Origin of the sequence: Enterobacter asburiae, assembly GCF_024599655.1 — a bacterium.
In the GTDB taxonomy this organism is placed as follows: Bacteria; Pseudomonadota; Gammaproteobacteria; order Enterobacterales; family Enterobacteriaceae; genus Enterobacter; species Enterobacter asburiae_D.
Genome location: NZ_CP102247.1, coordinates 4,163,316 through 4,187,229, shown reverse-complemented (window position 1 = coordinate 4,187,229; position 23,914 = coordinate 4,163,316). Strand labels below are relative to the sequence as shown.

Below are 23,914 nucleotides of genomic sequence, written 5' to 3'. Positions count from 1 at the left end.
ATGGTCAAAGTTTATGCCCCGGCTTCCAGCGCGAATATGAGCGTCGGATTTGACGTGCTGGGTGCGGCGGTGACGCCGGTGGATGGTTCGCTGCTGGGCGATACGGTCACGGTGGAAGCGGCAGACAGCTTCAGCCTGAATAACGTGGGCCGCTTCGCCAGCAAACTGCCGTCTGAGCCGCGCGAAAATATCGTCTATCAGTGCTGGGAACGCTTCTGTCAGGAGATCGGCAAAAACGTGCCGGTCGCCATGACGCTGGAAAAAAGCATGCCGATTGGCTCGGGCCTGGGCTCCAGCGCCTGCTCGGTGGTCGCCGCGTTGGTGGCGATGAACGAGCACTGCGGCAAGCCGCTAAACAACAACCGCCTGCTGGGGTTGATGGGCGAGCTGGAAGGGCGCATCTCCGGCAGCATTCACTATGACAACGTGGCGCCGTGCTTCCTCGGCGGCATGCAGCTGATGATCGAAGAAAATGGCATCATCAGCCAGCAGGTGCCAGGGTTTGATGAGTGGCTGTGGGTGCTGGCCTATCCGGGCATTAAGGTCTCTACCGCGGAAGCGCGTGCGATCCTGCCCGCGCAGTATCGTCGTCAGGACTGTATCGCCCACGGGCGTCATCTGGCGGGCTTTATTCACGCCTGCTACACCCGTCAGCCGCAGCTGGCGGCGAAGCTGATGAAGGACGTCATTGCCGAGCCTTACCGCACGAAGCTGCTGCCCGGCTTTAACGAGGCGCGACAGGCCTCAATGGATATCGGCGCGCAGGCGTGCGGCATTTCCGGCTCCGGCCCGACGCTGTTCGCCCTGTGCGACAAGCCTGACACCGCGCAGCGCGTGGCGGACTGGCTCTCTAAACACTACCTGCAAAATCAGGAAGGCTTTGTTCATATTTGCCGTCTGGACACGGCTGGCGCACGAGTACTGGGATAATCAATGAAACTCTACAACCTTAAAGATCATAACGAGCAGGTCAGCTTCGCGCAGGCGGTAACTCAGGGGCTGGGCAAAAATCAGGGGCTGTTTTTCCCGCATGACCTGCCGGAATTTCAGCTGACCGACATCGACGAACTGCTGAAGCAGGACTTTGTCACCCGCAGCACCAAAATCCTTTCGGCGTTTATCGGCGACGAAATCCCGCAGGAGCTGCTGGAAGAGCGCGTGCGTGCGGCGTTCGCTTTCCCGGCGCCGGTGAAGCAGGTTGAGCCTGACGTTGGCTGCCTGGAGCTGTTCCACGGCCCAACCCTGGCGTTTAAAGACTTCGGCGGCCGCTTTATGGCGCAGATGCTGACCCACATCAGCGGCGACAAACCGGTGACCATCCTGACCGCGACCTCCGGCGATACCGGTGCGGCGGTGGCGCACGCGTTCTACGGCCTGAAAAACGTCCGCGTGGTGATCCTCTATCCGAAAGGCAAAATCAGCCCGCTGCAGGAAAAACTGTTCTGTACGCTCGGCGGCAACATTGAAACCGTGGCGATCGACGGCGATTTCGATGCCTGCCAGGCGCTGGTCAAGCAGGCCTTCGACGATGAAGAGCTGAAGGTGGCCCTGGGTCTGAACTCCGCTAACTCCATCAACATCAGCCGTCTGCTGGCACAGATTTGCTACTACTTCGAAGCGGTGGCGCAGCTGCCGCAGGAAGCGCGCAACCAGCTGGTGATCTCCGTGCCGAGCGGTAACTTCGGTGACCTTACGGCGGGTCTGCTGGCGAAATCCCTGGGTCTGCCGGTGAAACGCTTTATCGCCGCCACCAACGCCAACGACACCGTGCCGCGCTTCCTGAAAGACGGGAAGTGGGCGCCGAACGCCACGCAGGCAACGCTCTCCAACGCAATGGATGTGTCACAGCCGAACAACTGGCCGCGCGTGGAAGAGCTGTTCCGCCGTAAGATCTGGCGTCTGGGCGATCTGGGCTACGCCGCGGTGACGGATGAAACCACCAAAGCGACCATGCGCGAGCTGAAGGCGGTGGGGTATACCTCTGAACCGCATGCGGCGATTGCCTACCGCGCGCTGCGCGACCAGCTTAACCCGGGTGAATACGGCCTGTTCCTGGGCACCGCGCATCCGGCGAAGTTCAAAGAGAGCGTGGAAGCGATCCTGGGCGAAACGCTGCCGCTGCCGAAAGAGCTGGCCGAGCGTGCCGACCTGCCGCTGCTGTCTCATGAACTGCCGGCAGATTTTGCCGCGCTGCGTAAGCTGATGATGGCTCGAGCGTGATTTTGTCGGGTGGCGGCTACGCCTTACCCGACCTACAACGGCTCAGAACGTAGGCCGGGTAAGCGCAGCGTCACCCGGCAATAACGGTACCAATTCGTAGGCCGGGTAAGCGCAGCGCCACCCGGCAATAACGGCACCAACGTGTAGGCCGGGTAAGCACAGCGCCACCCGGCTTTTTTTGTGAAGAAATTAAGGAGAAATAAAGCAGGAAAAAAGCAGAAATTCCCAATAAATGCGGTCACTTAGCGTTTAGGATTGCAGAGAATAACATCCCCCGTTCCCCTCGCGTACTCTCCTTACATCGGCCCACGTTGGGCAAGAAGAATAAGGAGTCACCTGTGTCTACACTGAAACCTGCACTCATCGCGCTTTCACTGGTGCTGGCCGCCCCCATGGCGGTTCAGGCATCTGAAATTACCCTCGTACCTGCGGTAAAACTGCAGATTGGCGACCAAGATAACAACGGGCACTACTGGGACGGCGGCCGCTGGCGCGACCACGACTGGTGGAAAGCGCACTATGACTGGCGTGATAACCACTGGCGTCCACATGATGAGCATCGTAAACATGACGATCGCCATGATGACCATCACCACGATGACCACCGTGACGATCGCGGCCCGGACTGGAAACACCATTAATGCAAAACCCCGCCATCTGGCGGGGTTTGTTTTTACTGCTCGTGGCGCTTAAACACCAGCTCGCCTTTCCCCGACGACGCCTCGTCAAAGAAATAGCCTTCGCTGTTAAAGGCGGTCAGCTGCTCCGGCTTCGTCAGGCGGTTCTGGATGATGTAGCGGCTCATAAGACCGCGCGCTTTCTTGGCGTAGAAGCTGATCACTTTGAACTTACCGTTCTTCTCGTCGAGGAACACCGGTTTGATAATCTCTGCATCCAGCTTTTTCGGCTTCACGGACTTGTAGTATTCGTCGGATGCCAGGTTAATCACCACGTTATCGCCCTGCGCGCGCAGCGCCGCGTTCAGCTTGTCGGTAATGATATCGCCCCAGAAATGGTACAGGTCTTTGCCTTTGGCGTTTTCCAGGCGAATACCCATCTCCAGACGATACGGCTGCATCAGATCCAGCGGGCGCAGTACGCCGTACAGGCCCGACAGCATGCGCAGATGCTTCTGAGCAAAATCGAAATCGGCTTCGCTAAAATCTTCCGCCTGCAGGCCGGTATAGACATCGCCTTTAAACGCCAGAATCGCCTGGCGAGCGTTAGCCGGGGTGAAATCCGGGTGCCACTCGTGAAAGCGGGTCGCGTTAAGATCGGCCAGCTTGTCGCTGATGCTCATCAGCGAGGCGATTTGCGGCGCAGAGAGCTTACGCGCTTCGCGGATCAGCTGCTGCGAGTAGTCCAGCAGCTCAGGCTGGGTATAGCGCTCGGTGGCGAGGGGGCTCTGGTAGTCGAGCGTTTTTGCAGGTGAAATCAGAATCAGCATATCCAGTCCTTGCAGGAAATTTAGAGCGACTTTAGCAAAAAATCGCCCTGAATTGATCGATAGCTGTTATTGCCGCGGCAAATCATCCCACGTTCCAGGGGCAAGCTGCGCCTTAATGTCGGGATAGCGGGCGGGGTCAAATACCGGTGGAACGCCGAGTTTGCGCTGACGCAGATAGTCTCTGGCAATCAGGGTCACAACCGGCGAGAGCAGCAGGATCGCCGTGAGGTTGGTGATCGCCATCAGCGCCATAATGATATCGGCCAGCTGCCAGACCAGCGGCATACTGAGCAGGGAGCCTGCTATCACCATCAGTATGACCCCCAGGCGCAGGGTTCCGATTGCGGCACGGGAGTCGAGTTTCAGGAAAATAAGGTTATTTTCGGCGTAGAGGTAATTCACCACAATCGAGCTGAAGGCAAACAGGATCAGGATGAGCGAGACAAACCCTGCACCCCAGCCGCCGGTCAGGTTCACCAGCGCCTGCTGGAGAAGCTGTATCCCGGCGGTTCCCGACGAATGCGGTACGGGGCCTGCCAGCAGCAAAATCATGGCGCTGGCGGAACAGATGATAATGGTATCGGTAAAGACGCCAATCATCTGCACAATGCCCTGAGCGGCCGGGTGCGGCGGCCAGGAAGAGGCGGCGGCTGCCGCGTTGGGGGTTGATCCCATACCGGCTTCATTGGAGAACATTCCCCGCTGAAAACCCGCCATCAGCGCCTGGCTGAAGGTGTAGCCCAGTGCCCCGGAGGCCACCTCGCGCCAGCCAAACGCGCTTTTGACGATGGTCGCAATCACGCCCGGTACCAGGTCGATATGCAGTGCGGCGACGAACAGACTCGCGGCAACCCAGAGCAGCGCCATAATGGGAACCAGCCACTGCATCAGGCGGGCGATGCCCTTGAGACCGGCAGAAATGGTGAGCAGAACGACGAGGGCTAAAGCAAGACCGGCGACCCACTCCGGGCAGGAGAAGGCGTAGCTCAGGGCATTGGCGACAGAATTTGCCTGGACGGTATTAAAAATAAGACCGTACGCGAGCAGTAAAAAAAGCGAGAACAGGACGCCCATCCAGCGCATCCCTAAGCCACGCGCCATGTACCAGGCGGGACCACCGCGAAACTGGCCATTTTTATCTTTCTCTTTATAAAGCTGGGCGAGCGAACTTTCGGCAAAGGAGGTGGCCATCCCGAGTAGCGCCGTCACCCACATCCAGAAGACCGCGCCAGGCCCGCCCGCGCTGATGGCCAGCGCAACGCCCGCCAGATTGCCGCTGCCGAGTCGTGCCGCCAGGCTGGTACAGAGGGCCTGGAACGACGTTAATCCGCCCGGCTGGGGCGTAACGCTGTTTTTCAGACTTCTGCCAAACTTGCGAATATAACGAAACTGGATAAACCCACTGCGTAGCGTAAACCAAATACCTGCTCCCAGAAGCAGGTAAATCATTATCGAACCCCAGAGGACTTCGTTAATAAAGAAAAAGAAATCAGGCATTAACGTCCCTCTTGTTGATGCCAATGTGAATATGTAAGCGCTACCACTGATTGGGCATGCTGTTGCTTAGCAGCCTGTTAATCTTCCCAGTTTACCATACTCTGCCTAAGCGCACTGTCTGCGGTTGCGCTACCCCTCCGTCGTGTTATCATCAGGGCAGACCGGTTACATCCCCCTAACAAGTAAACCTGTCATTTTTCCGCTGCAGGCATGCTGTCGGTAGCGTGAATTATCCAGGGCACGTTAAAAGAGAAACACTATCATGACGGATAAATTGACCTCCCTTCGTCAGTTCACCACTGTCGTAGCTGACACCGGAGATATCGCGGCAATGAAGCTGTACCAGCCGCAGGATGCCACAACTAACCCTTCTCTGATCCTTAACGCCGCACAGATCCCTGAGTATCGCAAACTGATTGACGACGCAGTGACCTGGGCGAAAGCACAGAGCAACGACCGCGCGCAGCAGGTTGTGGATGCCACCGACAAGCTGGCAGTGAACATCGGTCTGGAAATCCTGAAACTGGTTCCTGGCCGTATCTCTACCGAAGTGGATGCGCGTCTCTCCTACGACACCGAAGCGTCTATCGCCAAAGCGAAACGTCTGATCAAAATGTACAACGACGCTGGCATCAGCAACGACCGTATCCTGATCAAACTGGCTTCCACCTGGCAGGGTATCCGCGCGGCAGAGCAGCTGGAAAAAGACGGTATCAACTGTAACCTGACCCTGCTGTTCTCCTTCGCGCAGGCGCGTGCATGTGCAGAAGCAGGCGTATACCTGATTTCTCCGTTCGTGGGCCGTATTCTGGACTGGTACAAAGCCAACACCGACAAGAAAGAGTACGCACCGGCTGAAGATCCAGGCGTAGTTTCTGTTACTGAAATCTACGAATACTACAAACAGCACGGCTATGAGACCGTGGTTATGGGCGCAAGCTTCCGTAACGTCGGTGAAATCATCGAGCTGGCTGGCTGTGACCGTCTGACCATCGCGCCTGCACTGCTGAAAGAGCTGGCTGAAAGCGAAGGTACCCTGGAGCGTAAACTGTCCTACACCGGTGAAGTGAAAGCACGCCCAGAGCGCATCACTGAATCCGAGTTCCTGTGGCAGCACAACCAGGATCCAATGGCTGTAGACAAACTGGCGGACGGTATCCGTAAGTTTGCTGTTGACCAGGGCAAACTGGAAAAAATGATCGGCGACCTGCTGTAATCATTCTGCGTGACCGGGCTCCCGGTCACGCGTCTTACCCCCGCCTCTGTCTGAATTTCCTCTCTGCGTGTATCATTCCCTTTAATCAGTACTCTTTGAATGGAATGGATATGAATACCCTACGCATCGGCTTAGTGTCGATTTCTGACCGCGCCTCCAGCGGTGTTTACCAGGATAAAGGCATCCCCGCTCTGGAAGAGTGGCTTGGCAGCGCGCTGACCACCCCGTTCGAGATCCAGACCCGCCTGATCCCGGACGAGCAGCCGATCATCGAGCAGACCCTGTGTGAGCTGGTGGATGAGATGAGCTGCCACCTTGTTCTGACGACGGGCGGAACCGGCCCCGCGCGCCGCGACGTGACGCCGGACGCAACGCTGGCGATTGCCGATCGTGAAATGCCGGGCTTCGGTGAACAGATGCGCCAGATCAGTCTACACTTTGTTCCGACGGCCATTCTCTCCCGCCAGGTGGGGGTAATCCGCAAGCAGGCGTTGATCCTTAACCTGCCGGGGCAGCCGAAGTCGATTAAAGAGACGCTGGAAGGGCTGAAATCAGAAGATGGCAGCGTCATCGTGCACGGCATCTTTGCAAGTGTACCGTATTGTATACAGCTTCTTGACGGTCCGTATGTGGAAACTGATGAGAAAGTGGTAGCAGCTTTTCGCCCGAAAAACGCACGTCGCGAAACAATCTCCTGAAATTAATCAATATGTGACATTAGCTGAAGCGGCGATAGCGTGGTAACGCTTTTACGGTATAGTAATTTTTTCTTTACGATTGCTGTAAAAATAAATCCACAACACACGCATAATGGTTCGCTATGTCACATAACACCCGACCTCTGAATCGACAGGACTACAAAACCCTCACGCTCGCGGCCTTAGGCGGCGCGCTGGAGTTTTACGACTTTATCATCTTCGTCTTCTTCGCCGCCGTGGTGGGAGAACTCTTCTTCCCGGCGGATATCCCGGAATGGCTGCGTCAGGTGCAAACCTTCGGCATTTTTGCCGCCGGGTATCTGGCGCGTCCGCTGGGCGGCATTATCATGGCCCACTTTGGCGATCTGGTCGGGCGCAAGAAGATGTTTACCCTTAGCATCCTGCTGATGGCCGTGCCGACGCTGGCCATTGGTCTGCTGCCCACCTATGCCTCGATGGGCATTCTTGCTCCGCTGCTGCTGTTGCTGATGCGCGTCCTTCAGGGCGCGGCGATTGGCGGTGAAGTGCCGGGCGCGTGGGTGTTTGTCGCGGAGCATGTTCCGGCGCGCCGCATTGGTATCGCCTGCGGAACCTTAACGGCGGGGCTGACCGTCGGAATCCTGCTCGGCTCGGTGGTCGCAACGATTGTGAACACCAGCATGACGCAGCAGGCCGTGCATGACTGGGGCTGGCGTATTCCGTTCCTGCTGGGCGGGGCGTTTGGTCTGGTCGCGATGTACCTGCGCCGCTGGCTGCAGGAGACGCCGATTTTCCTCGAGATGCAGCAGCGCAAAGCGCTGGCGCAGGAGCTGCCGGTGAAGGCGGTCGTGGTTCGCCATAAAAAAGCGGTGGTGGTGTCGATGCTGCTCACCTGGCTGCTCTCGGCGGGCATTGTGGTGGTGATATTGATGTCCCCGGTGTGGCTGCAAAAGCAGTACGGCTTTGCCCCTGCCGTGACGCTTCAGGCGAACAGTATCGCGACAATCATGCTCTGCTTTGGCTGTCTGGCCGCCGGGCTGGCAGCAGATCGTTTCGGTGCCAGCGTTACCTTTATCGTCGGCAGCCTGCTACTGGCCGCGTCAAGCTGGGCGTTTTACCATCTGGCGGGCAGCCATCCTGAACAGCTGTTCCTGCTGTACGGCGTGGTAGGGCTGTGCGTGGGCGTAGTGGGTGCTGTGCCTTACGTCATGGTACGCGCTTTCCCGCCGGAAGTTCGTTTCACCGGGATCTCGTTCTCTTACAACGTCTCATATGCCATTTTCGGCGGGCTGACGCCTATTGCGGTTACCGTACTGATGGGCGTGTCGCCGATGGCGCCAGCCTGGTATGTACTCGCGCTTTCGCTGATGGGGCTGGTATTAGGATTTTGGCTTCGTCAGGCGGGGGGATGTCGTGCCCGCGAGGCGGACACGACAGAGGGATCAGTGTTTTTCACCAATAGGTAGAATGGTGCGGTCAAACTGCTCGTTCAGCACTTCGCCCATTGCCAGGTAGATAGCGCTTGCGCCGCAAACCAGACCAATCCAGCCTGCAACATGAACGATGCCTTCGTTATCCACCAGGTGACCAATCGCCAGCAGGGCGAACAGCACGGTCAGGCTCAGGAAAACGAACTGCAGCATGCGGTTACCTTTCAGGGTACCGAAGAACATGAACAGGGTGAAGACGCCCCACAGGCCCAGGTAGACGCCCAGGAAGTGGGCGTTTGCCGCGTCCGCCATGCCCATTTTAGGCAGCAGCAGAATGGCAACCAGGGTCAGCCAGAAAGAACCGTAAGAGGTGAAGGCGGTTAAGCCGAAGGTATTGCCTTTCTTATATTCCAGCAGGCCCGCGAAGATTTGCGCGATACCGCCGTAAAAAATGCCCATCGCCAGGATGATGCCATCCATCGGGAACATCCCGATATTGTGCAGGTTCAGCAGGATAGTGGTCATGCCAAAACCCATCAGGCCCAGCGGAGCCGGATTAGCCAACTTAGTGTTGCCCATAAGTCCTCAAAAAAATCATCATTAATATGGTGAAATGGTTAAACCCGCGTCAGTACTCCCTGACTGGGCGCGGCATCATAATGGGCGCAATCGATGGCGTCTATGATCTCATCAGGGTGAAATTAAAATTTTTTTTATGCTTGCCCCTTGATGGATGCCGTCGCGACCCCATCTTGTAGTCAACCGCAGTGTGTGGACCTGAAAAAAATCAAATCTGGGCAGTTGAAAAAGCACGTTCTGCCCTTATTACAGGTACACAACCACATGTTGACTGAATTTTTAGTGGAGACGTTTAGATGGGTAAAATTATTGGTATCGACCTGGGTACTACCAACTCTTGTGTAGCGATTATGGATGGCACTACTGCACGCGTGCTGGAGAACGCCGAGGGCGATCGCACCACGCCTTCTATCATTGCTTATACCCAGGATGGTGAAACTCTGGTTGGTCAGCCGGCTAAACGTCAGGCAGTGACAAACCCGCAAAACACCCTGTTTGCGATTAAACGCCTGATCGGTCGCCGCTTCCAGGACGAAGAAGTTCAGCGTGACGTTTCCATCATGCCTTACAAAATCATCGCGGCAGATAACGGCGATGCATGGCTTGATGTGAAAGGCGCTAAAACTGCACCACCGCAGATTTCTGCTGAAGTGCTGAAAAAAATGAAGAAAACCGCTGAAGATTACCTGGGTGAGCCGGTAACTGAAGCTGTTATCACCGTACCTGCATACTTCAACGATGCTCAGCGTCAGGCAACCAAAGATGCTGGCCGTATCGCAGGTCTGGAAGTAAAACGTATCATCAACGAACCAACCGCTGCTGCACTGGCTTACGGTCTGGATAAAGAAGTTGGTAACCGTACTATCGCGGTTTACGACCTGGGTGGTGGTACCTTCGATATCTCTATTATCGAAATCGACGAAGTTGACGGCGAAAAAACCTTCGAAGTTCTGGCAACCAATGGTGATACCCACCTGGGTGGTGAAGACTTCGATACCCGTCTGATCAACTACCTCGTTGACGAGTTTAAGAAAGATCAGGGCATTGACCTGCGTAACGACCCGCTGGCGATGCAGCGCCTGAAAGAAGCCGCTGAGAAAGCGAAGATCGAGCTGTCTTCCGCTCAGCAGACCGACGTGAACCTGCCGTACATCACTGCAGACGCGACCGGTCCTAAACACATGAACATCAAAGTGACCCGTGCGAAACTGGAAAGCCTGGTAGAAGACCTGGTGAACCGTTCAATCGAGCCGCTGAAAGTTGCTCTGCAGGACGCTGGCCTGTCCGTATCCGATATCCAGGACGTTATCCTGGTCGGTGGTCAGACCCGTATGCCAATGGTTCAGAAGAAAGTGGCTGAGTTCTTTGGTAAAGAGCCACGTAAAGACGTTAACCCGGACGAAGCAGTTGCAATCGGCGCTGCGGTTCAGGGTGGCGTACTGACCGGTGAAGTTAAAGACGTACTGCTGCTGGACGTTACCCCGCTGTCTCTGGGTATCGAAACCATGGGCGGTGTGATGACTGCGCTCATCAACAAAAACACCACCATCCCTACGAAACACAGCCAGGTGTTCTCTACCGCTGAAGACAACCAGTCTGCGGTAACCATCCATGTGATTCAGGGTGAGCGTAAGCGTGCGGCGGATAACAAATCTCTGGGTCAGTTCAACCTGGATGGTATCAACCCGGCACCGCGCGGCATGCCGCAGATCGAAGTGACCTTCGACATCGATGCTGACGGTATCCTGCACGTGTCTGCGAAAGACAAAAACAGCGGTAAAGAGCAGAAGATCACCATCAAGGCATCTTCTGGCCTGAACGAAGCAGAAATCGAAAAAATGGTTCGCGATGCCGAAGCTAACGCGGAATCCGACCGTAAGTTCGAAGAGCTGGTTCAGACCCGTAACCAGGGTGACCATCTGCTGCACAGCACCCGTAAGCAGGTTGAAGAAGCAGGCGATAAACTGCCAGCGGAAGACAAAACTGCTATCGAAGCTGCACTGAGTGCGCTGGAATCCTCACTGAAAGGTGAAGACAAAGCGGACATCGAAGCGAAGATGCAGGAGCTGGCGCAGGCTTCTCAGAAGCTGATGGAAATCGCTCAGCAGCAGCACGCTCAACAGCAGGCGGGCGCTGACGCTTCAGCGAACAACGCGAAAGACGACGACGTTGTCGACGCTGAGTTCGAAGAAGTTAAAGATAAAAAATAATCGCCCTGATGCAGGGTAATTAATCGGCACGGGCGTAGGAGAACTCTCCACGCCCGTGCTCGCATGTTAAGGGGCTTAAAAAAACCAATGGCAAAGCAAGACTATTACGAGATTTTAGGCGTTCCGAAAACTGCGGAAGAGCGTGAAATCAAAAAGGCGTACAAGCGCCTGGCCATGAAATTCCACCCGGACCGTAACCAGGGTGACAAAGAGGCTGAAGCCAAATTTAAAGAGATCAAAGAAGCCTACGAAGTCCTGACCGATGCACAAAAACGTGCGGCCTATGACCAGTACGGTCACGCAGCCTTTGAACAGGGCGGCATGGGCGGCGGTGGATTCGGTGGCGGCGGCTTTGGCGGCGGCGCTGACTTCAGCGATATCTTTGGCGACGTATTTGGCGACATCTTCGGCGGCGGTCGTGGTCGTCAGCGCGCGGCGCGCGGCGCGGACCTGCGCTACAACATGGAGCTGACGCTGGAAGAGGCCGTTCGCGGTGTCACCAAAGAGATCCGCATTCCGACGCTGGAAGAGTGTGACGTTTGCCACGGCAGCGGCGCGAAAGCGGGTACGCAGCCTCAGACCTGTCCAACCTGCCACGGCTCTGGTCAGGTGCAGATGCGTCAGGGCTTCTTCGCGGTACAGCAGGCCTGTCCGCACTGTCACGGTCGCGGTACGCTGATTAAAGATCCGTGCACCAAATGCCACGGCCACGGTCGCGTTGAGAAAACCAAGACCCTGTCCGTTAAAATCCCGGCTGGCGTCGATACGGGCGACCGCATCCGTCTGGCAGGTGAGGGCGAAGCAGGCGAGCACGGCGCACCGGCAGGCGATCTGTACGTTCAGGTGCAGGTGAAGCAGCACGCCATCTTCGAGCGTGAAGGCAATAACCTGTACTGTGAAGTGCCGATCAACTTCGCGATGGCGGCGCTGGGCGGTGAAATCGAAGTACCGACGCTGGATGGTCGCGTGAACCTGAAAGTGCCGGGCGAAACCCAGACCGGTAAGCTGTTCCGCATGCGCGGGAAAGGCGTTAAATCCGTTCGCGGTGGTGCGCAGGGCGACCTGCTGTGCCGCGTCGTCGTGGAAACGCCGGTTGGCCTGAACGACAAGCAGAAACAGCTGCTGAAAGAGTTGCAGGAGAGCTTTGGCGGTCCGACGGGTGAGAAAAACAGCCCGCGCTCCAAAAGCTTCTTCGATGGCGTCAAAAAATTCTTCGATGATTTGACCCGTTAATCTGTTCTCAGGTTTTCATCTGCAAAGGCCCGGAAGCGATTCCGGGCTTTTTCTGTTTATGGGTATTGCTCGGTAAAACTGAATCTATACTCAATATTAATCTGTTTTTGCCGAGCTATCTGGCTAGGTATTATGGTTTTATCGAGGTATTGTTGTAACAGAGAGAATTAAAGTGAAATTACTACACCGTTTTTTTAGCAGTGAGGCGTCCGGCGGCGTGATCCTGATTATTGCCGCTGCGGCCGCGATGGTGCTGGCTAACCTTGGTATCACGCAGGAACTCTACCATGCATTTCTGGAAACGCCCGTTGAGCTGAAGGTCGGGGCGCTCGAGATTAACAAGAACATGCTGCTGTGGATCAACGATGCGCTGATGGCGGTGTTCTTCCTGCTCGTCGGGCTTGAGGTAAAGCGTGAGCTGGTACTGGGCTCGCTTGCCAGCCGCCAGCGCGCGGCGTTCCCGGTGATTGCCGCGCTCGGTGGGATGGTGGTGCCGGCGCTGCTCTTCCTGGCGTTCACCTGGCAGGATCCTGTTGCGCGTGACGGCTGGGCGATCCCGGCCGCGACGGATATCGCCTTTGCGCTCGGGGTGCTGGCATTGCTGGGAAGCCGCGTGCCGGTGGCCCTGAAAATCTTCCTGATGGCGCTGGCGATCATCGATGACCTGGGCGCCATTGTGATTATCGCGCTGTTCTACACCAGCGATCTGTCGATCCTGTCCCTGAGCGTGGCCGCTGGGGCGATTGCCGTGCTGGCGCTGCTGAACATCTTCAATGTTCGCCGCATCGGTATCTATATCCTGGTGGGGATGGTGCTGTGGACGGCGGTGCTCAAATCGGGCGTGCACGCCACGCTGGCAGGAGTAATCGTCGGTTTCTTCGTGCCGCTTAAGCCGCAGGAGGGCAAATCACCCGCTAAACAGCTGGAGCACGTGTTGCACCCGTGGGTCGCCTTTATGATCCTGCCGCTGTTTGCGTTTGCCAATGCGGGCGTTTCCCTCGGCGGCGTGACGCTGGACGGGCTGACGTCCGTGCTGCCGCTGGGCATCATTGCCGGGCTGTTTATCGGTAAGCCGCTGGGCATTAGCCTCTTCTGCTGGCTGGCGACGAAGCTGAAGCTGGCGTCTTTGCCGCACGGCACCACGTTTAAGCAGATTATGGCCGTCGGCGTGCTGTGTGGCATCGGGTTTACGATGTCGATCTTTATCTCGACGCTGGCGTTTGGTGCGCATGCGCCTGAGCTTATCGTCTGGGCTAAACTCGGCATTCTCATCGGGTCATTACTGGCCGCGGTAATCGGTTATACCTTGTTGAAGGTGAAATTGCCCGGACAGGCCGTCCAGGCATAACGGAACACCGGGAGGAGGCGATCCTTCTCCCGATACACACTCAGGGAGAGAAGACGCGATGTCTCATTTAAATTACAACCATCTGTACTACTTCTGGCACGTCTATAAACAGGGCTCGGTGGTGGGGGCGGCAGAGGCGCTCTACCTGACGCCGCAAACCATCACCGGGCAAATCAAGGCCCTTGAAGAGCGTCTGCAGGGCAAGTTGTTTAAGCGTAAAGGTCGTGGGATTGAACCCAGCGAACTGGGCGAACTGGTGTTCCGCTATGCGGACAAAATGTTCACCCTGAGCCAGGAGATGCTGGATATCGTCAACTACCGCAAAGAGTCGAACCTGCTCTTTGACGTGGGCGTGGCGGATGCGCTGTCCAAGCGGCTGGTGAGCGGCGTGCTGGATGCGGCGGTGGTAGAAGATGAGCAAATCCATCTGCGCTGCTTTGAATCCACCCATGAAATGCTGTTGGAACAGCTGAGCCAGCACAAGCTGGACATGATTATCTCGGACTGCCCGATTGACTCCACCCAGCAGGAAGGGCTGTTCTCGGTGAAGATTGGCGAATGCGGTGTCAGCTTCTGGTGCATTAACCCGCCGCCGGAAAAACCGTTCCCCGCGTGCCTGGAAGAGCGCCGCCTGCTGGTACCGGGAAGGCGTTCCATGCTCGGACGCAAGCTGCTGAACTGGTTTAACTCGCAGGGGCTAAAGGTAGAAATCCTCGGTGAGTTCGACGATGCGGCGCTGATGAAAGCCTTTGGCGAAGCGCATAATGCGATCTTCGTTGCGCCGACGCTGTACGCGCACGATCTCTATTCGGACGATAAGATTACGGAGATAGGCAGAGTGGATAACGTGATGGAGGAGTATCACGCTATATTTGCCGAACGGATGATTCAGCACCCGGCGGTGCAGCGAATCTGTAACCGTGACTACGCGGCGCTGTTTACGGCACCGGCAATCTGAAGGCATAAAAAAACCCGCGTTAAGCGGGTTCTTTAAACAAGCAACAACAAGTAGCGATTAAGCCAGTTTGTTGATCTGCGCGGTCAGGTTTGCTTTATGACGCGCTGCTTTGTTTTTGTGGATCAGACCTTTAGCAGCCTGACGATCCACGATTGGTTGCATTTCGTTAAATGCGTTCTGCGCTGCAGCTTTGTCGCCTGCTTCGATTGCTGCGTATACTTTCTTGATGAAAGTACGCATCATAGAGCGACGGCTTGCGTTGTGCTTACGAGCCTTTTCAGACTGAACGGCACGTTTCTTAGCTGATTTGATATTAGCCAAGTCCAACTCCCAAATATGTTCTATGTGGACAATTCAAAGGCCGAGGAATATGCCCTCTTTGCCTTCTTTTGTCAATGGATTTGTGCAAATAAGCGCCGTTAATTAGCGACGCTACGTTACGTAGTGATGGCGCAGGATTCTACCAGCTTGTCTTCCCTGAATACAGCCTTTCGGCATAAAAATCGCAGTTCACGAGCAGATTTTTTCGCTGCGAAAGGTCAGCCTGATGAAATCATTACGGCTTTCTGTTTTGCGCGAACAATCGCCGGTTAACCTTAACCGCTGTACAAGGTATACTTTGGCGATTTTCACTGTTTTGAGCCAGACATGAAGCTGATACGCGGCATACATAATCTCAGCAGCGCGCCACACGGGTGCGTGCTGACCATTGGTAATTTCGACGGCGTGCATCGTGGTCATCAGGCGCTGTTGCAGGGATTGCGTAAAGAAGGGGAGGCCCGTGGCCTGCCCGTTGTAGTGATGATTTTCGAGCCGCAGCCGCTGGAGCTGTTCGCGGGCGATAAATCTCCCGCCCGCCTCACTCGCCTGCGTGAGAAGTTGCGCTATCTGGCGGAGTCCGGCGTGGACTATGTATTGTGTGTACGTTTCGATCGTCGCTTTGCCGCGCTGACAGCACAAAATTTCGTCAGTGACCTGCTGGTTAAGCGTCTTGGCGTGCAGTTTCTCGCCGTGGGCGATGATTTCCGCTTTGGCGCTGGTCGTCAGGGCGATTTCTTGCTATTACAGAAGGCTGGTCTGGAGTACGGATTTGACGTCACCAGCGCGATGACCTTCTGCGAAGGCGGCGTGCGCGTCAGCAGCACGGCGGTTCGTCGGGCACTGGCCGATGACGAACTGGATACGGCGGAAACCCTACTGGGGCATCCGTTCACTATCTCTGGCCGCGTGGTCCATGGCGATGCGCTGGGCCGCACGATAGGCTTCCCGACGGCGAATATACCGCTGCGTCGTCAGGTTTCCCCGGTTAAAGGGGTGTATGCGGTGGAAGTGGCAGGACTGGGCGATAAGCCGTTTTACGGCGTCGCCAACATTGGCACGCGTCCGACCGTCGCCGGTGTGCGTCAACAGCTAGAAGTGCACCTGCTGGACGTTGTAATGGACCTCTATGGTCGCCATATAGATGTGATACTGCGTAAAAAAATACGCAACGAGCAGCGATTTGGTTCGCTGGATGAACTAAAAGCGCAAATTGCGCGAGATGAATTGACGGCCCGCGAGTTTTTTGGGCTTTGAACCCGGCTTAACTGCCTACGTGATAAATACGGAACCGAGAATCTGATGAGTGACTATAAATCAACCCTGAATTTGCCGGAAACAGGGTTCCCGATGCGCGGCGATCTCGCCAAGCGCGAACCGGGAATGCTGGCGCGTTGGACCGATGATGACCTGTACGGCATCATTCGTGCAGCCAAAAAAGGCAAAAAATCCTTCATTCTGCATGATGGCCCTCCATATGCGAATGGCAGCATTCATATTGGTCACTCGGTTAACAAGATTCTGAAAGACATTATCGTGAAGTCCAAAGGCCTCACGGGATATGACTCGCCTTACGTTCCGGGCTGGGACTGCCACGGTCTGCCAATCGAGCTGAAAGTGGAGCAGGAGTTCGGCAAGCCGGGTGAGAAGTTCACCGCCGCCGAGTTCCGTGCGAAGTGCCGCGAATACGCCGCGACGCAGGTTGACGGTCAGCGCGCTGACTTCATCCGTCTGGGCGTGCTGGGCGACTGGTCGCACCCGTACCTGACCATGGACTTCAAAACTGAAGCCAACATCATCCGTGCGCTGGGTAAAATCATCGGTAACGGCCACCTGCACAAAGGCGCTAAGCCGGTGCACTGGTGCGTGGACTGCCGCTCTGCGCTGGCAGAAGCGGAAGTGGAGTATTACGACAAAACCTCTCCTTCTATTGACGTGGCGTTCCATGCCGTCGATCAGGATGCGGTGAAAGCCAAATTTGGCGTGTCGTCCGTTAACGGCCCAATCTCTTTGGTTATCTGGACCACCACCCCGTGGACCCTGCCAGCCAACCGCGCGATCTCCCTGTCCGGTGAGTTCGAATACGCGCTGGTTCAGGTTGAAGGTCAGGCGGTTATCCTGGCGAAAGATCTGGTTGAGAGCGTGCTGAAGCGCGCACATATCACCGACTACACCGTGCTGGGCACCGTGAAAGGTGACGCGCTGGAGCTGATGCGCTTCAAGCACCCGTTCCTGGACTTCGACGTTCCGGCGATCCTGGGCGACCACGTGACGCTGGAAGCGGGTACCGGTGCGGTGCATACCGCCGGTGGCCACGGCCCTGACGACTACAACATCAGCCTGAAGTACGGTCTGGAAATCGCTAACCCGGTTGGCCCGGACGGCTCTTACCTGCCTGGCACCTATCCGGCGCTGGACGGTATCAACGTCTTCAAAGCGAACGACATCATCGTCGACATGCTGCGCACCAGCGGCGCGCTGCTGCACGTAGAAAAAATGCAGCACAGCTATCCGTGCTGCTGGCGTCACAAAACCCCGATCATCTTCCGTGCGACCCCGCAGTGGTTCATCAGCATGGATCAGAAAGGCCTGCGCGAGCAGTCTCTGAAAGAGATCAAAGGCGTGCAGTGGATCCCTGACTGGGGCCAGGCGCGTATCGAATCCATGGTAGCTAACCGTCCTGACTGGTGTATCTCCCGTCAGCGTACCTGGGGCGTGCCGATGTCTCTGTTCGTACATAAAGAGACGCAGGAGCTGCACCCGAACACCCTGGAACTGATGGAAGAAGTGGCGAAGCGCGTCGAAGTTGACGGCATTCAGGCGTGGTGGGATCTCGACTCCCGCGACATCCTGGGCGCTGACGCAGACAGCTACGAGAAAGTGCCGGATACCCTGGACGTGTGGTTCGACTCCGGGTCTACCCACTCCTCCGTGGTTGACGTGCGCCCGGAGTTTGCCGGTCACGCTGCCGATATGTATCTGGAAGGGTCTGACCAACACCGCGGCTGGTTCATGTCATCTCTGATGATCTCCACCGCTATGAAGGGTAAAGCACCTTACCGTCAGGTACTGACTCACGGCTTCACCGTGGATGGTCAGGGCCGTAAGATGTCCAAATCTATCGGTAACACCGTTTCTCCGCAGGATGTGATGAACAAGCTGGGCGCAGACATTCTGCGTCTGTGGGTGGCATCCACTGACTACACCGGCGAAATGGCGGTGTCTGACGAGATCCTGAAGCGTGCTGCCGACAGCTATCGTCGTATCCGTAACACCGCGCGCTTCCTGCTGGCGAACCTGAACGGGTTCGATCCGGCAAAAGACATGGTGAAACCGGAAGAGATGGTGGTGCTGGACCGCTGGGCGGTAGGCTGTGCGAAAGCAGCGCAGGACGATATCCTGAAAGCCTATGAGTCTTACGACTTCCACGAAGTGGTGCAGCGCCTGATGCGTTTCTGCTCCATCGAGATGGGCTCGTTCTACCTCGATATCATCAAAGACCGCCAGTACACCGCGAAAGCGGACAGCGTGGCGCGTCGTAGCTGCCAGACCGCGCTGTTCCACATCGCAGAAGCGCTGGTACGCTGGATGGCGCCGATCATGTCCTTCACCGCGGATGAAATCTGGGGCTATCTGCCGGGCGATCGTGAGAAGTATGTCTTCACGGGTGAGTGGTACGAAGGTCTGTTCGATCTCTCCAGCACTGAAGCGATGAACGATGCCTTCTGGGACGAACTGCTGAAAGTGCGTGGCGAAGTGAACAAGGTTATCGAGCAGGCGCGTGCGGACAAGAAAGTCGGCGGCTCTCTGGAAGCGGCAGTGACCCTGTACGCCGAACCGGAGCTGGCGGCCAAACTGACGGCGCTGGGCGATGAATTACGATTTGTCCTGTTGACCTCCGGTGCGAAAGTTGCGGATTATGCCGATGCTTCTGCTGATGCTCAGCAGAGCGAGCTGCTCAAAGGACTGAAAGTCGCGCTGAGCAAAGCCGACGGTGAGAAATGCCCGCGCTGCTGGCATTACACCACCGATGTTGGCCAGGTGGCGGAACACGCAGACATCTGCGGACGCTGTGTAAGCAACGTCGCCGGTGACGGCGAAAAACGTAAGTTTGCCTGATGAGTAAAACTCTCTGTTCAACAGGACTGCGCTGGCTGTGGCTGGTTGTGGTGGTGCTGATTATTGATCTGGGCAGCAAGTTCCTGATCCTCCAGAATTTCGCTCTGGGGGATACGGTCCCGCTGTTCCCGTCGCTTAACCTGCACTACGCACGTAACTACGGCGCAGCGTTTAGTTTCCTTGCCGACAGCGGTGGCTGGCAGCGCTGGTTCTTTGCGGGTATCGCTCTTGGTATCTGCGTGATCCTCGCGGTGCTGATGTACCGCTCGAAGGCCACGCAAAAGCTGAATAACATCGCCTACGCGCTGATCATTGGCGGCGCGCTGGGCAACCTGTTTGACCGCCTGTGGCACGGCTTTGTGGTCGATATGATCGACTTCTACGTCGGCGACTGGCACTTCGCGACCTTTAACCTGGCCGATACGGCAATTTGTATCGGTGCGGCGTTAATCGTGCTGGAAGGCTTCTTGCCTAAACCGGCCGCGAAAGAGCAGTCTTAATTGTCAATGCCGGGTGGCGCTGCGCTTACCCGGCCTACAGAATTTGTGGCCTCCCGTAGGCCCGGTAAGCGCAGCGCCACCGGGCAACAGGTGACCCAAAACAAGCGAGCAATTTGCATGTCTAAATCCGTACAGAGCAACAGCGCGGTTCTCGTTCACTTCACGCTGAAGCTGGATGACGGCTCCACGGCCGAATCCACCCGCAACAACGGCAAACCGGCCCTGTTTCGTCTTGGCGATACCTCACTTTCTGAAGGTCTTGAGCAGCAGCTTCTCGGTCTGAAAGAGGGTGAGAAAAAAGCCTTTTCGCTGGAGCCGGATGCCGCGTTTGGCGTGCCGAGTCCGGACCTGATCCAGTATTTCTCGCGCCGCGAGTTTATGAACGCGGGTGAACCGGAAATCGGGGCGATTATGCTCTTTACCGCTATGGACGGCAGCGAAATGCCTGGCGTGATCCGCGAAATCAACGGCGACTCTATTACCGTTGACTTCAACCATCCGCTTGCCGGGCGTACCGTTCATTTTGATGTTGAAGTGCTGGAAATCGATCCTGCACTGGAGGCCTGAAATGCAGATCCTGTTGGCTAACCCGCGCGGCTTCTGCGCCGGTGTAGACCGCGCTATCAGCATTGTTGAAAACGCGCTGGAGATTTACGGCGCGCCGATTTATGTGCGTCACGAAGTGGTGCATAACCGCTACGTGGTCGACAGCCTGCGCGAGCGCGGCGCCATCTTTATTGAGCAGATCAGCGAAGTGCCGGACGGTGCGATCCTGATCTTCTCCGCGCACGGCGTCTCGCAGGCGGTACGCAACGAGGCGAAAAGCCGCGACCTGACCGTATTCGATGCCACCTGTCCGCTGGTGACAAAAGTGCATATGGAAGTGGCGCGCGCCAGCCGTCGTGGTGAAGAGTCGATTCTGATTGGCCATGCCGGGCATCCGGAAGTCGAAGGCACCATGGGCCAGTACAGCAACCCGGAAGGGGGTATGTATCTGGTTGAGTCTCCGGAAGATGTCTTTACGCTGAACGTGAAAAATGAAGCCCGTCTGTCGTTTATGACCCAGACGACGCTCTCCGTAGACGATACCTCAGACGTGATTGACGCCCTGCGCCAGCGCTTCCCGAAAATCGTCGGTCCGCGTAAGGATGATATCTGCTACGCGACCACTAACCGTCAGGAAGCGGTGCGCGCACTGGCTGAACAGGCGGACGTGGTGCTGGTGGTCGGCTCCAAAAACTCGTCTAACTCCAACCGTCTGGCCGAACTGGCGCAGCGTATGGGGAAAATGGCTTTTCTGATTGATGACGCGTCGGATATTCAGGAAGAGTGGGTTAAACACGCGGCCTGTGTCGGCGTGACGGCCGGGGCGTCTGCGCCAGATATTCTGGTACAGAACGTCATTTCCCGTTTGCAGGAGCTGGGCGGTGGCGAAGCGGTGCCGCTGGAAGGACGTGAAGAGAACATCGTTTTCGAAGTCCCGAAAGAACTGCGCATCGACGCCCGCGAAGTCGAATAGTCCTTTTTCTGATGAAAGGCCAGCACCTCCTGTGCTGGCCTTTTTTTTACCCGTTACTTTATCGTGACGACAAAATCATGTCTTTTACTGATATTTAAGTCGGTTTCACGTTAAATTCTAATTATCGGTGTTTTCAGTTGGCAGTGCTTCTCAAGGCTGGTTAATCTGAAAACGGTTTACATCATTTTAACGTAAGAGAATAACTATGCATGATGCACAGATCCGTGTCGCCATTGCGGGCGCGGGTGGACGTATGGGCCGTCAGCTTATTCAGGCGGCACTTCAGATGGATGGCGTCTCGCTTGGCGCGGCACTGGAGCGTGAAGGTTCTTCGCTTCTGGGGACCGATGCCGGTGAGCTGGCGGGCGCAGGCCACACGGGCGTTACCGTGCAAAGCAGCCTGGAGGCGGTAAAAGAGGACTTCGATGTATTCATCGATTTTACCCGCCCGGAAGGGACGCTCGCGCATCTGGCGTTTTGCCGTCAGCACGGCAAGGGGATGGTGATCGGCACCACCGGTTTTGACGATGCGGGCAAGCAGGCTATCCAGGATGCATCAAAAGAGATTGCGATTGTCTTCGCGGCGAACTTCAGCGTAGGCGTTAACGTCATGCTGAAGCTGCTGGAGAAGGCCGCGAAGGTGATGGGCAACTATACCGATATCGAGATCGTAGAAGCTCACCACCGTTACAAAGTTGATGCGCCATCGGGTACGGCGCTGGCGATGGGCGAAGCGATTGCTCATGCACTCGATAAAGATTTAAAAGACTGCGCGGTCTATACCCGTGAAGGTTACACCGGCGAACGCGTTCCTGGCACCATTGGCTTCGCAACCGTGCGAGCGGGTGACATCGTCGGCGAACACACGGCGATGTTCGCCGATATTGGCGAACGTGTCGAAATTACGCATAAAGCCTCCAGCCGAATGACGTTCGCCAACGGCGCCGTACGTTCCGCCTTATGGCTTAAAAACAAGAAAGATGGCCTTTTTGATATGCGAGATGTGCTCGATCTCAACAATTTGTAAGCATTATTACCCATCGTGATGTGGTTATTGCAGTCGTAATTGTTTGATTGCATAGGGCAATATTTTATTGCCCTTTTATTTTATCTATTTCATGGCGTATTTTACTCCAATGGCACAAATATCTATCTGAAGTTGCATTTTTGCGTTACTGAAATGTAAATTTTGACCGTTTGGTCCACTTTATTCTGCTCCGTCGCGTTATTTTTTATAAAACCAGGCGCGCAAGCGTTTTCCGCAGTGATTTACCTGATCTTTTTGTCGCTTAAGCCGCATTCCTCTCGCCAGGCTTGCAAAAGACTAAACAAAATATCCGTTTTAAGTTGACTTTTACCCACCAAATCCCCAGAATGCCGCCGTTTGCCAAAAATCCGCTGGCAACACATTTGCATTGATCCATGACATGCTATGAATTAATATGCAAATAAAGTGAGTGAATATTCTCTGGAGGGTGTTTTGATTAAGTCAGCGCTATTGGTTCTGGAAGACGGAACCCAGTTTATCGGTCGGGCCATAGGGGCAACGGGTTCGGCGGTTGGGGAAGTCGTTTTCAATACTTCAATGACCGGTTATCAAGAAATCCTCACTGATCCTTCCTATTCTCGCCAAATCGTTACTCTTACTTATCCTCATATCGGCAATGTCGGCACCAATGCGGCTGACGAAGAATCTTCTCAGGTACATGCGCAAGGCCTGGTCATCCGCGACCTGCCGCTGATTGCCAGCAACTTCCGCAATACCGAAGACCTCTCTTCTTATCTGAAGCGCCATAACATCGTGGCGATTGCCGATATCGATACCCGTAAGTTAACGCGTCTGCTGCGCGAGAAGGGTGCACAGAACGGCTGCATCATCGCGGGTGATAACCTCGATGCGACGCTGGCGCTGGAAAAAGCGAAAGCCTTCCCGGGCCTGAACGGCATGGACCTGGCGAAAGAAGTGACTACTGCTGAAGCCTACAGCTGGACGCAGGGAAGCTGGACGCTGGAAGGCGACCTGCCGGAAGCGAAAAAAGAGATCGAGCTGCCGTTCCACGTGGTGGCCTACGATTTCGGTGCCAAGCGCAACATCCTGCGCATGCTGGTTGACCGCGGCTGCCGCCTGACGGTGGTTCCGGCACAGACCTCTGCCGAAGACGTGCTGAAGATGAATCCGGACGGTATTTTCCTGTCCAACGGCCCTGGCGACCCGGCGCCGTGCGATTACGCCATCGCCGCCATCAAGTCCTTCCTGGAAACCGACATCCCGGTATTCGGCATCTGTCTTGGCCATCAGCTGCTGGCGCTGGCGAGCGGTGCGAACACCGTTAAGATGAAGTTCGGCCACCACGGTGGTAACCACCCGGTGAAAGACATCGATAACAACACGGTGATGATCACCGCGCAGAACCACGGCTTTGCCGTCGATGAAGCCTCGATGCCGGCTAACCTGCGCGTAACCCATAAGTCACTGTTCGATGGCACTCTGCAGGGGATTCATCGTACCGATAAGCCAGCGTTCAGCTTCCAGGGCCACCCGGAAGCCAGCCCGGGCCCACACGATGCCGCGCCGCTGTTCGATCACTTCATCGAACTTATCGAGCAATACCGTAAGACCGCTAAATAATCAGGAGCCGAGAA

21 protein-coding genes and 1 pseudogene are annotated in these 23,914 nt (G+C 56.0%); 18 read left to right on the top strand and 4 right to left on the bottom strand.

Translation table 11 applies throughout. The annotated features are described in order from the left end of the window. The 3 genes from thrB (at position 1) to NQ230_RS19855 (ending at position 2,861) form a co-directional block, all read left to right on the top strand. Positions 1 to 930 carry a homoserine kinase gene (gene thrB / locus NQ230_RS19865; protein ID WP_032660770.1) on the top strand — a complete coding sequence of 310 codons (930 nt, stop codon included), beginning with the start codon at positions 1 to 3 and terminating at the stop codon, positions 928 to 930. 3 nt (positions 931 to 933) lie between these two features. After that, entirely contained in the window at positions 934 to 2,220 is a 1,287-nt protein-coding gene (gene thrC / locus NQ230_RS19860) for a threonine synthase (RefSeq protein ID WP_159515485.1), read from the top strand. A 338-nt stretch (positions 2,221 to 2,558) separates the two neighbouring features. Next, positions 2,559 to 2,861 carry a DUF2502 domain-containing protein gene (locus NQ230_RS19855; RefSeq protein ID WP_023310339.1) on the top strand — a complete coding sequence of 101 codons (303 nt, stop codon included), beginning with the start codon at positions 2,559 to 2,561 and terminating at the stop codon, positions 2,859 to 2,861. A 32-nt stretch (positions 2,862 to 2,893) separates the two neighbouring features. Here NQ230_RS19855 and yaaA read toward each other — a convergent pair whose 3' ends face one another. Next, the gene (gene yaaA / locus NQ230_RS19850; RefSeq protein ID WP_257258791.1) at positions 2,894 to 3,667 is read right to left on the bottom strand and encodes a peroxide stress protein YaaA; all 774 of its coding nucleotides are present in this window, start codon (positions 3,665 to 3,667) and stop codon (positions 2,894 to 2,896) included. Between the two features lie 66 nt (positions 3,668 to 3,733). Further along, complete coding sequence (locus tag NQ230_RS19845) at positions 3,734 to 5,164, bottom strand: alanine/glycine:cation symporter family protein (protein WP_121424990.1); 1,431 nt, start codon at positions 5,162 to 5,164, stop codon at positions 3,734 to 3,736. A 262-nt stretch (positions 5,165 to 5,426) separates the two neighbouring features. Here NQ230_RS19845 and tal point away from each other — a divergent pair, with 262 nt between their 5' ends. The 3 genes from tal (at position 5,427) to NQ230_RS19830 (ending at position 8,523) form a co-directional block, all read left to right on the top strand. Then, positions 5,427 to 6,380, top strand: coding sequence for a transaldolase (gene tal / locus NQ230_RS19840; protein WP_023334458.1), 954 nt, complete (start codon positions 5,427 to 5,429; stop codon positions 6,378 to 6,380). A 110-nt stretch (positions 6,381 to 6,490) separates the two neighbouring features. After that, entirely contained in the window at positions 6,491 to 7,078 is a 588-nt protein-coding gene (gene mog, locus NQ230_RS19835) for a molybdopterin adenylyltransferase (protein ID WP_121424991.1), read from the top strand. A 122-nt stretch (positions 7,079 to 7,200) separates the two neighbouring features. Further along, complete coding sequence (locus NQ230_RS19830) at positions 7,201 to 8,523, top strand: MFS transporter (protein WP_029740862.1); 1,323 nt, start codon at positions 7,201 to 7,203, stop codon at positions 8,521 to 8,523. Here NQ230_RS19830 and satP read toward each other — a convergent pair. Next, entirely contained in the window at positions 8,500 to 9,066 is a 567-nt protein-coding gene (gene satP / locus NQ230_RS19825; protein ID WP_023334461.1) for an acetate uptake transporter, read from the bottom strand. The two genes, NQ230_RS19830 and satP, sit on opposite strands and share 24 nt — an antisense overlap. 296 nt (positions 9,067 to 9,362) lie before the next feature. Between satP and dnaK the strand changes: the two genes are divergently transcribed. The 4 genes from dnaK (at position 9,363) to nhaR (ending at position 14,815) form a co-directional block, all read left to right on the top strand. Continuing rightward, on the top strand, positions 9,363 to 11,276 hold the full coding sequence (dnaK, locus tag NQ230_RS19820; RefSeq protein ID WP_024907421.1) for a molecular chaperone DnaK: 1,914 nt from the start codon (positions 9,363 to 9,365) through the stop codon (positions 11,274 to 11,276). 87 nt (positions 11,277 to 11,363) lie between these two features. After that, complete coding sequence (gene dnaJ / locus NQ230_RS19815; RefSeq protein ID WP_023310347.1) at positions 11,364 to 12,509, top strand: molecular chaperone DnaJ; 1,146 nt, start codon at positions 11,364 to 11,366, stop codon at positions 12,507 to 12,509. A gap of 172 nt (positions 12,510 to 12,681) precedes the next feature. Beyond that, positions 12,682 to 13,857, top strand: a complete 1,176-nt coding sequence (gene nhaA, locus NQ230_RS19810; RefSeq protein WP_213821466.1) for a Na+/H+ antiporter NhaA — start codon at positions 12,682 to 12,684, stop codon at positions 13,855 to 13,857. A gap of 58 nt (positions 13,858 to 13,915) precedes the next feature. After that, positions 13,916 to 14,815 (top strand): transcriptional activator NhaR, encoded by a 900-nt coding sequence (nhaR, locus tag NQ230_RS19805; protein ID WP_121424993.1) that lies wholly within the window; start codon positions 13,916 to 13,918, stop codon positions 14,813 to 14,815. Between the two features lie 57 nt (positions 14,816 to 14,872). On the opposite strand, the gene rpsT is transcribed toward nhaR, so the two are convergent. Beyond that, positions 14,873 to 15,136, bottom strand: coding sequence for a 30S ribosomal protein S20 (gene rpsT / locus NQ230_RS19800; RefSeq protein ID WP_003856458.1), 264 nt, complete (start codon positions 15,134 to 15,136; stop codon positions 14,873 to 14,875). Positions 15,137 to 15,237: 101 nt separating this feature from the next. Here rpsT and NQ230_RS19795 point away from each other — a divergent pair. The 8 genes and pseudogenes from NQ230_RS19795 to carA all read left to right on the top strand — a co-directional run bounded on the left by NQ230_RS19795 (position 15,238) and on the right by carA (position 23,900). Then, positions 15,238 to 15,456: pseudogene (locus tag NQ230_RS19795) on the top strand (DUF2575 domain-containing protein). Between the two features lie 7 nt (positions 15,457 to 15,463). Next, on the top strand, positions 15,464 to 16,390 hold the full coding sequence (gene ribF, locus NQ230_RS19790; RefSeq protein ID WP_032644021.1) for a bifunctional riboflavin kinase/FAD synthetase: 927 nt from the start codon (positions 15,464 to 15,466) through the stop codon (positions 16,388 to 16,390). A gap of 45 nt (positions 16,391 to 16,435) precedes the next feature. Continuing rightward, positions 16,436 to 19,252 carry an isoleucine--tRNA ligase gene (gene ileS / locus NQ230_RS19785; RefSeq protein ID WP_063143315.1) on the top strand — a complete coding sequence of 939 codons (2,817 nt, stop codon included), beginning with the start codon at positions 16,436 to 16,438 and terminating at the stop codon, positions 19,250 to 19,252. Beyond that, on the top strand, positions 19,252 to 19,752 hold the full coding sequence (gene lspA / locus NQ230_RS19780) for a signal peptidase II (protein WP_257258784.1): 501 nt from the start codon (positions 19,252 to 19,254) through the stop codon (positions 19,750 to 19,752). The genes ileS and lspA overlap by 1 nt, the downstream gene beginning before the upstream one ends. A 117-nt stretch (positions 19,753 to 19,869) precedes the next feature. Continuing rightward, positions 19,870 to 20,319 carry an FKBP-type peptidyl-prolyl cis-trans isomerase gene (fkpB, locus tag NQ230_RS19775; protein WP_257258782.1) on the top strand — a complete coding sequence of 150 codons (450 nt, stop codon included), beginning with the start codon at positions 19,870 to 19,872 and terminating at the stop codon, positions 20,317 to 20,319. A gap of 1 nt (position 20,320) precedes the next feature. Beyond that, positions 20,321 to 21,271: a 4-hydroxy-3-methylbut-2-enyl diphosphate reductase gene (ispH, locus tag NQ230_RS19770; protein ID WP_023334467.1), complete on the top strand. Its 951-nt coding sequence runs from the start codon at positions 20,321 to 20,323 to the stop codon at positions 21,269 to 21,271. 205 nt (positions 21,272 to 21,476) lie between these two features. Then, the gene (gene dapB, locus NQ230_RS19765) at positions 21,477 to 22,298 is read left to right on the top strand and encodes a 4-hydroxy-tetrahydrodipicolinate reductase (protein ID WP_257258780.1); all 822 of its coding nucleotides are present in this window, start codon (positions 21,477 to 21,479) and stop codon (positions 22,296 to 22,298) included. 453 nt (positions 22,299 to 22,751) lie between these two features. Beyond that, positions 22,752 to 23,900, top strand: a complete 1,149-nt coding sequence (gene carA, locus NQ230_RS19760; RefSeq protein ID WP_257258778.1) for a glutamine-hydrolyzing carbamoyl-phosphate synthase small subunit — start codon at positions 22,752 to 22,754, stop codon at positions 23,898 to 23,900. The last annotated feature ends 14 nt before the right edge of the window (positions 23,901 to 23,914 follow it).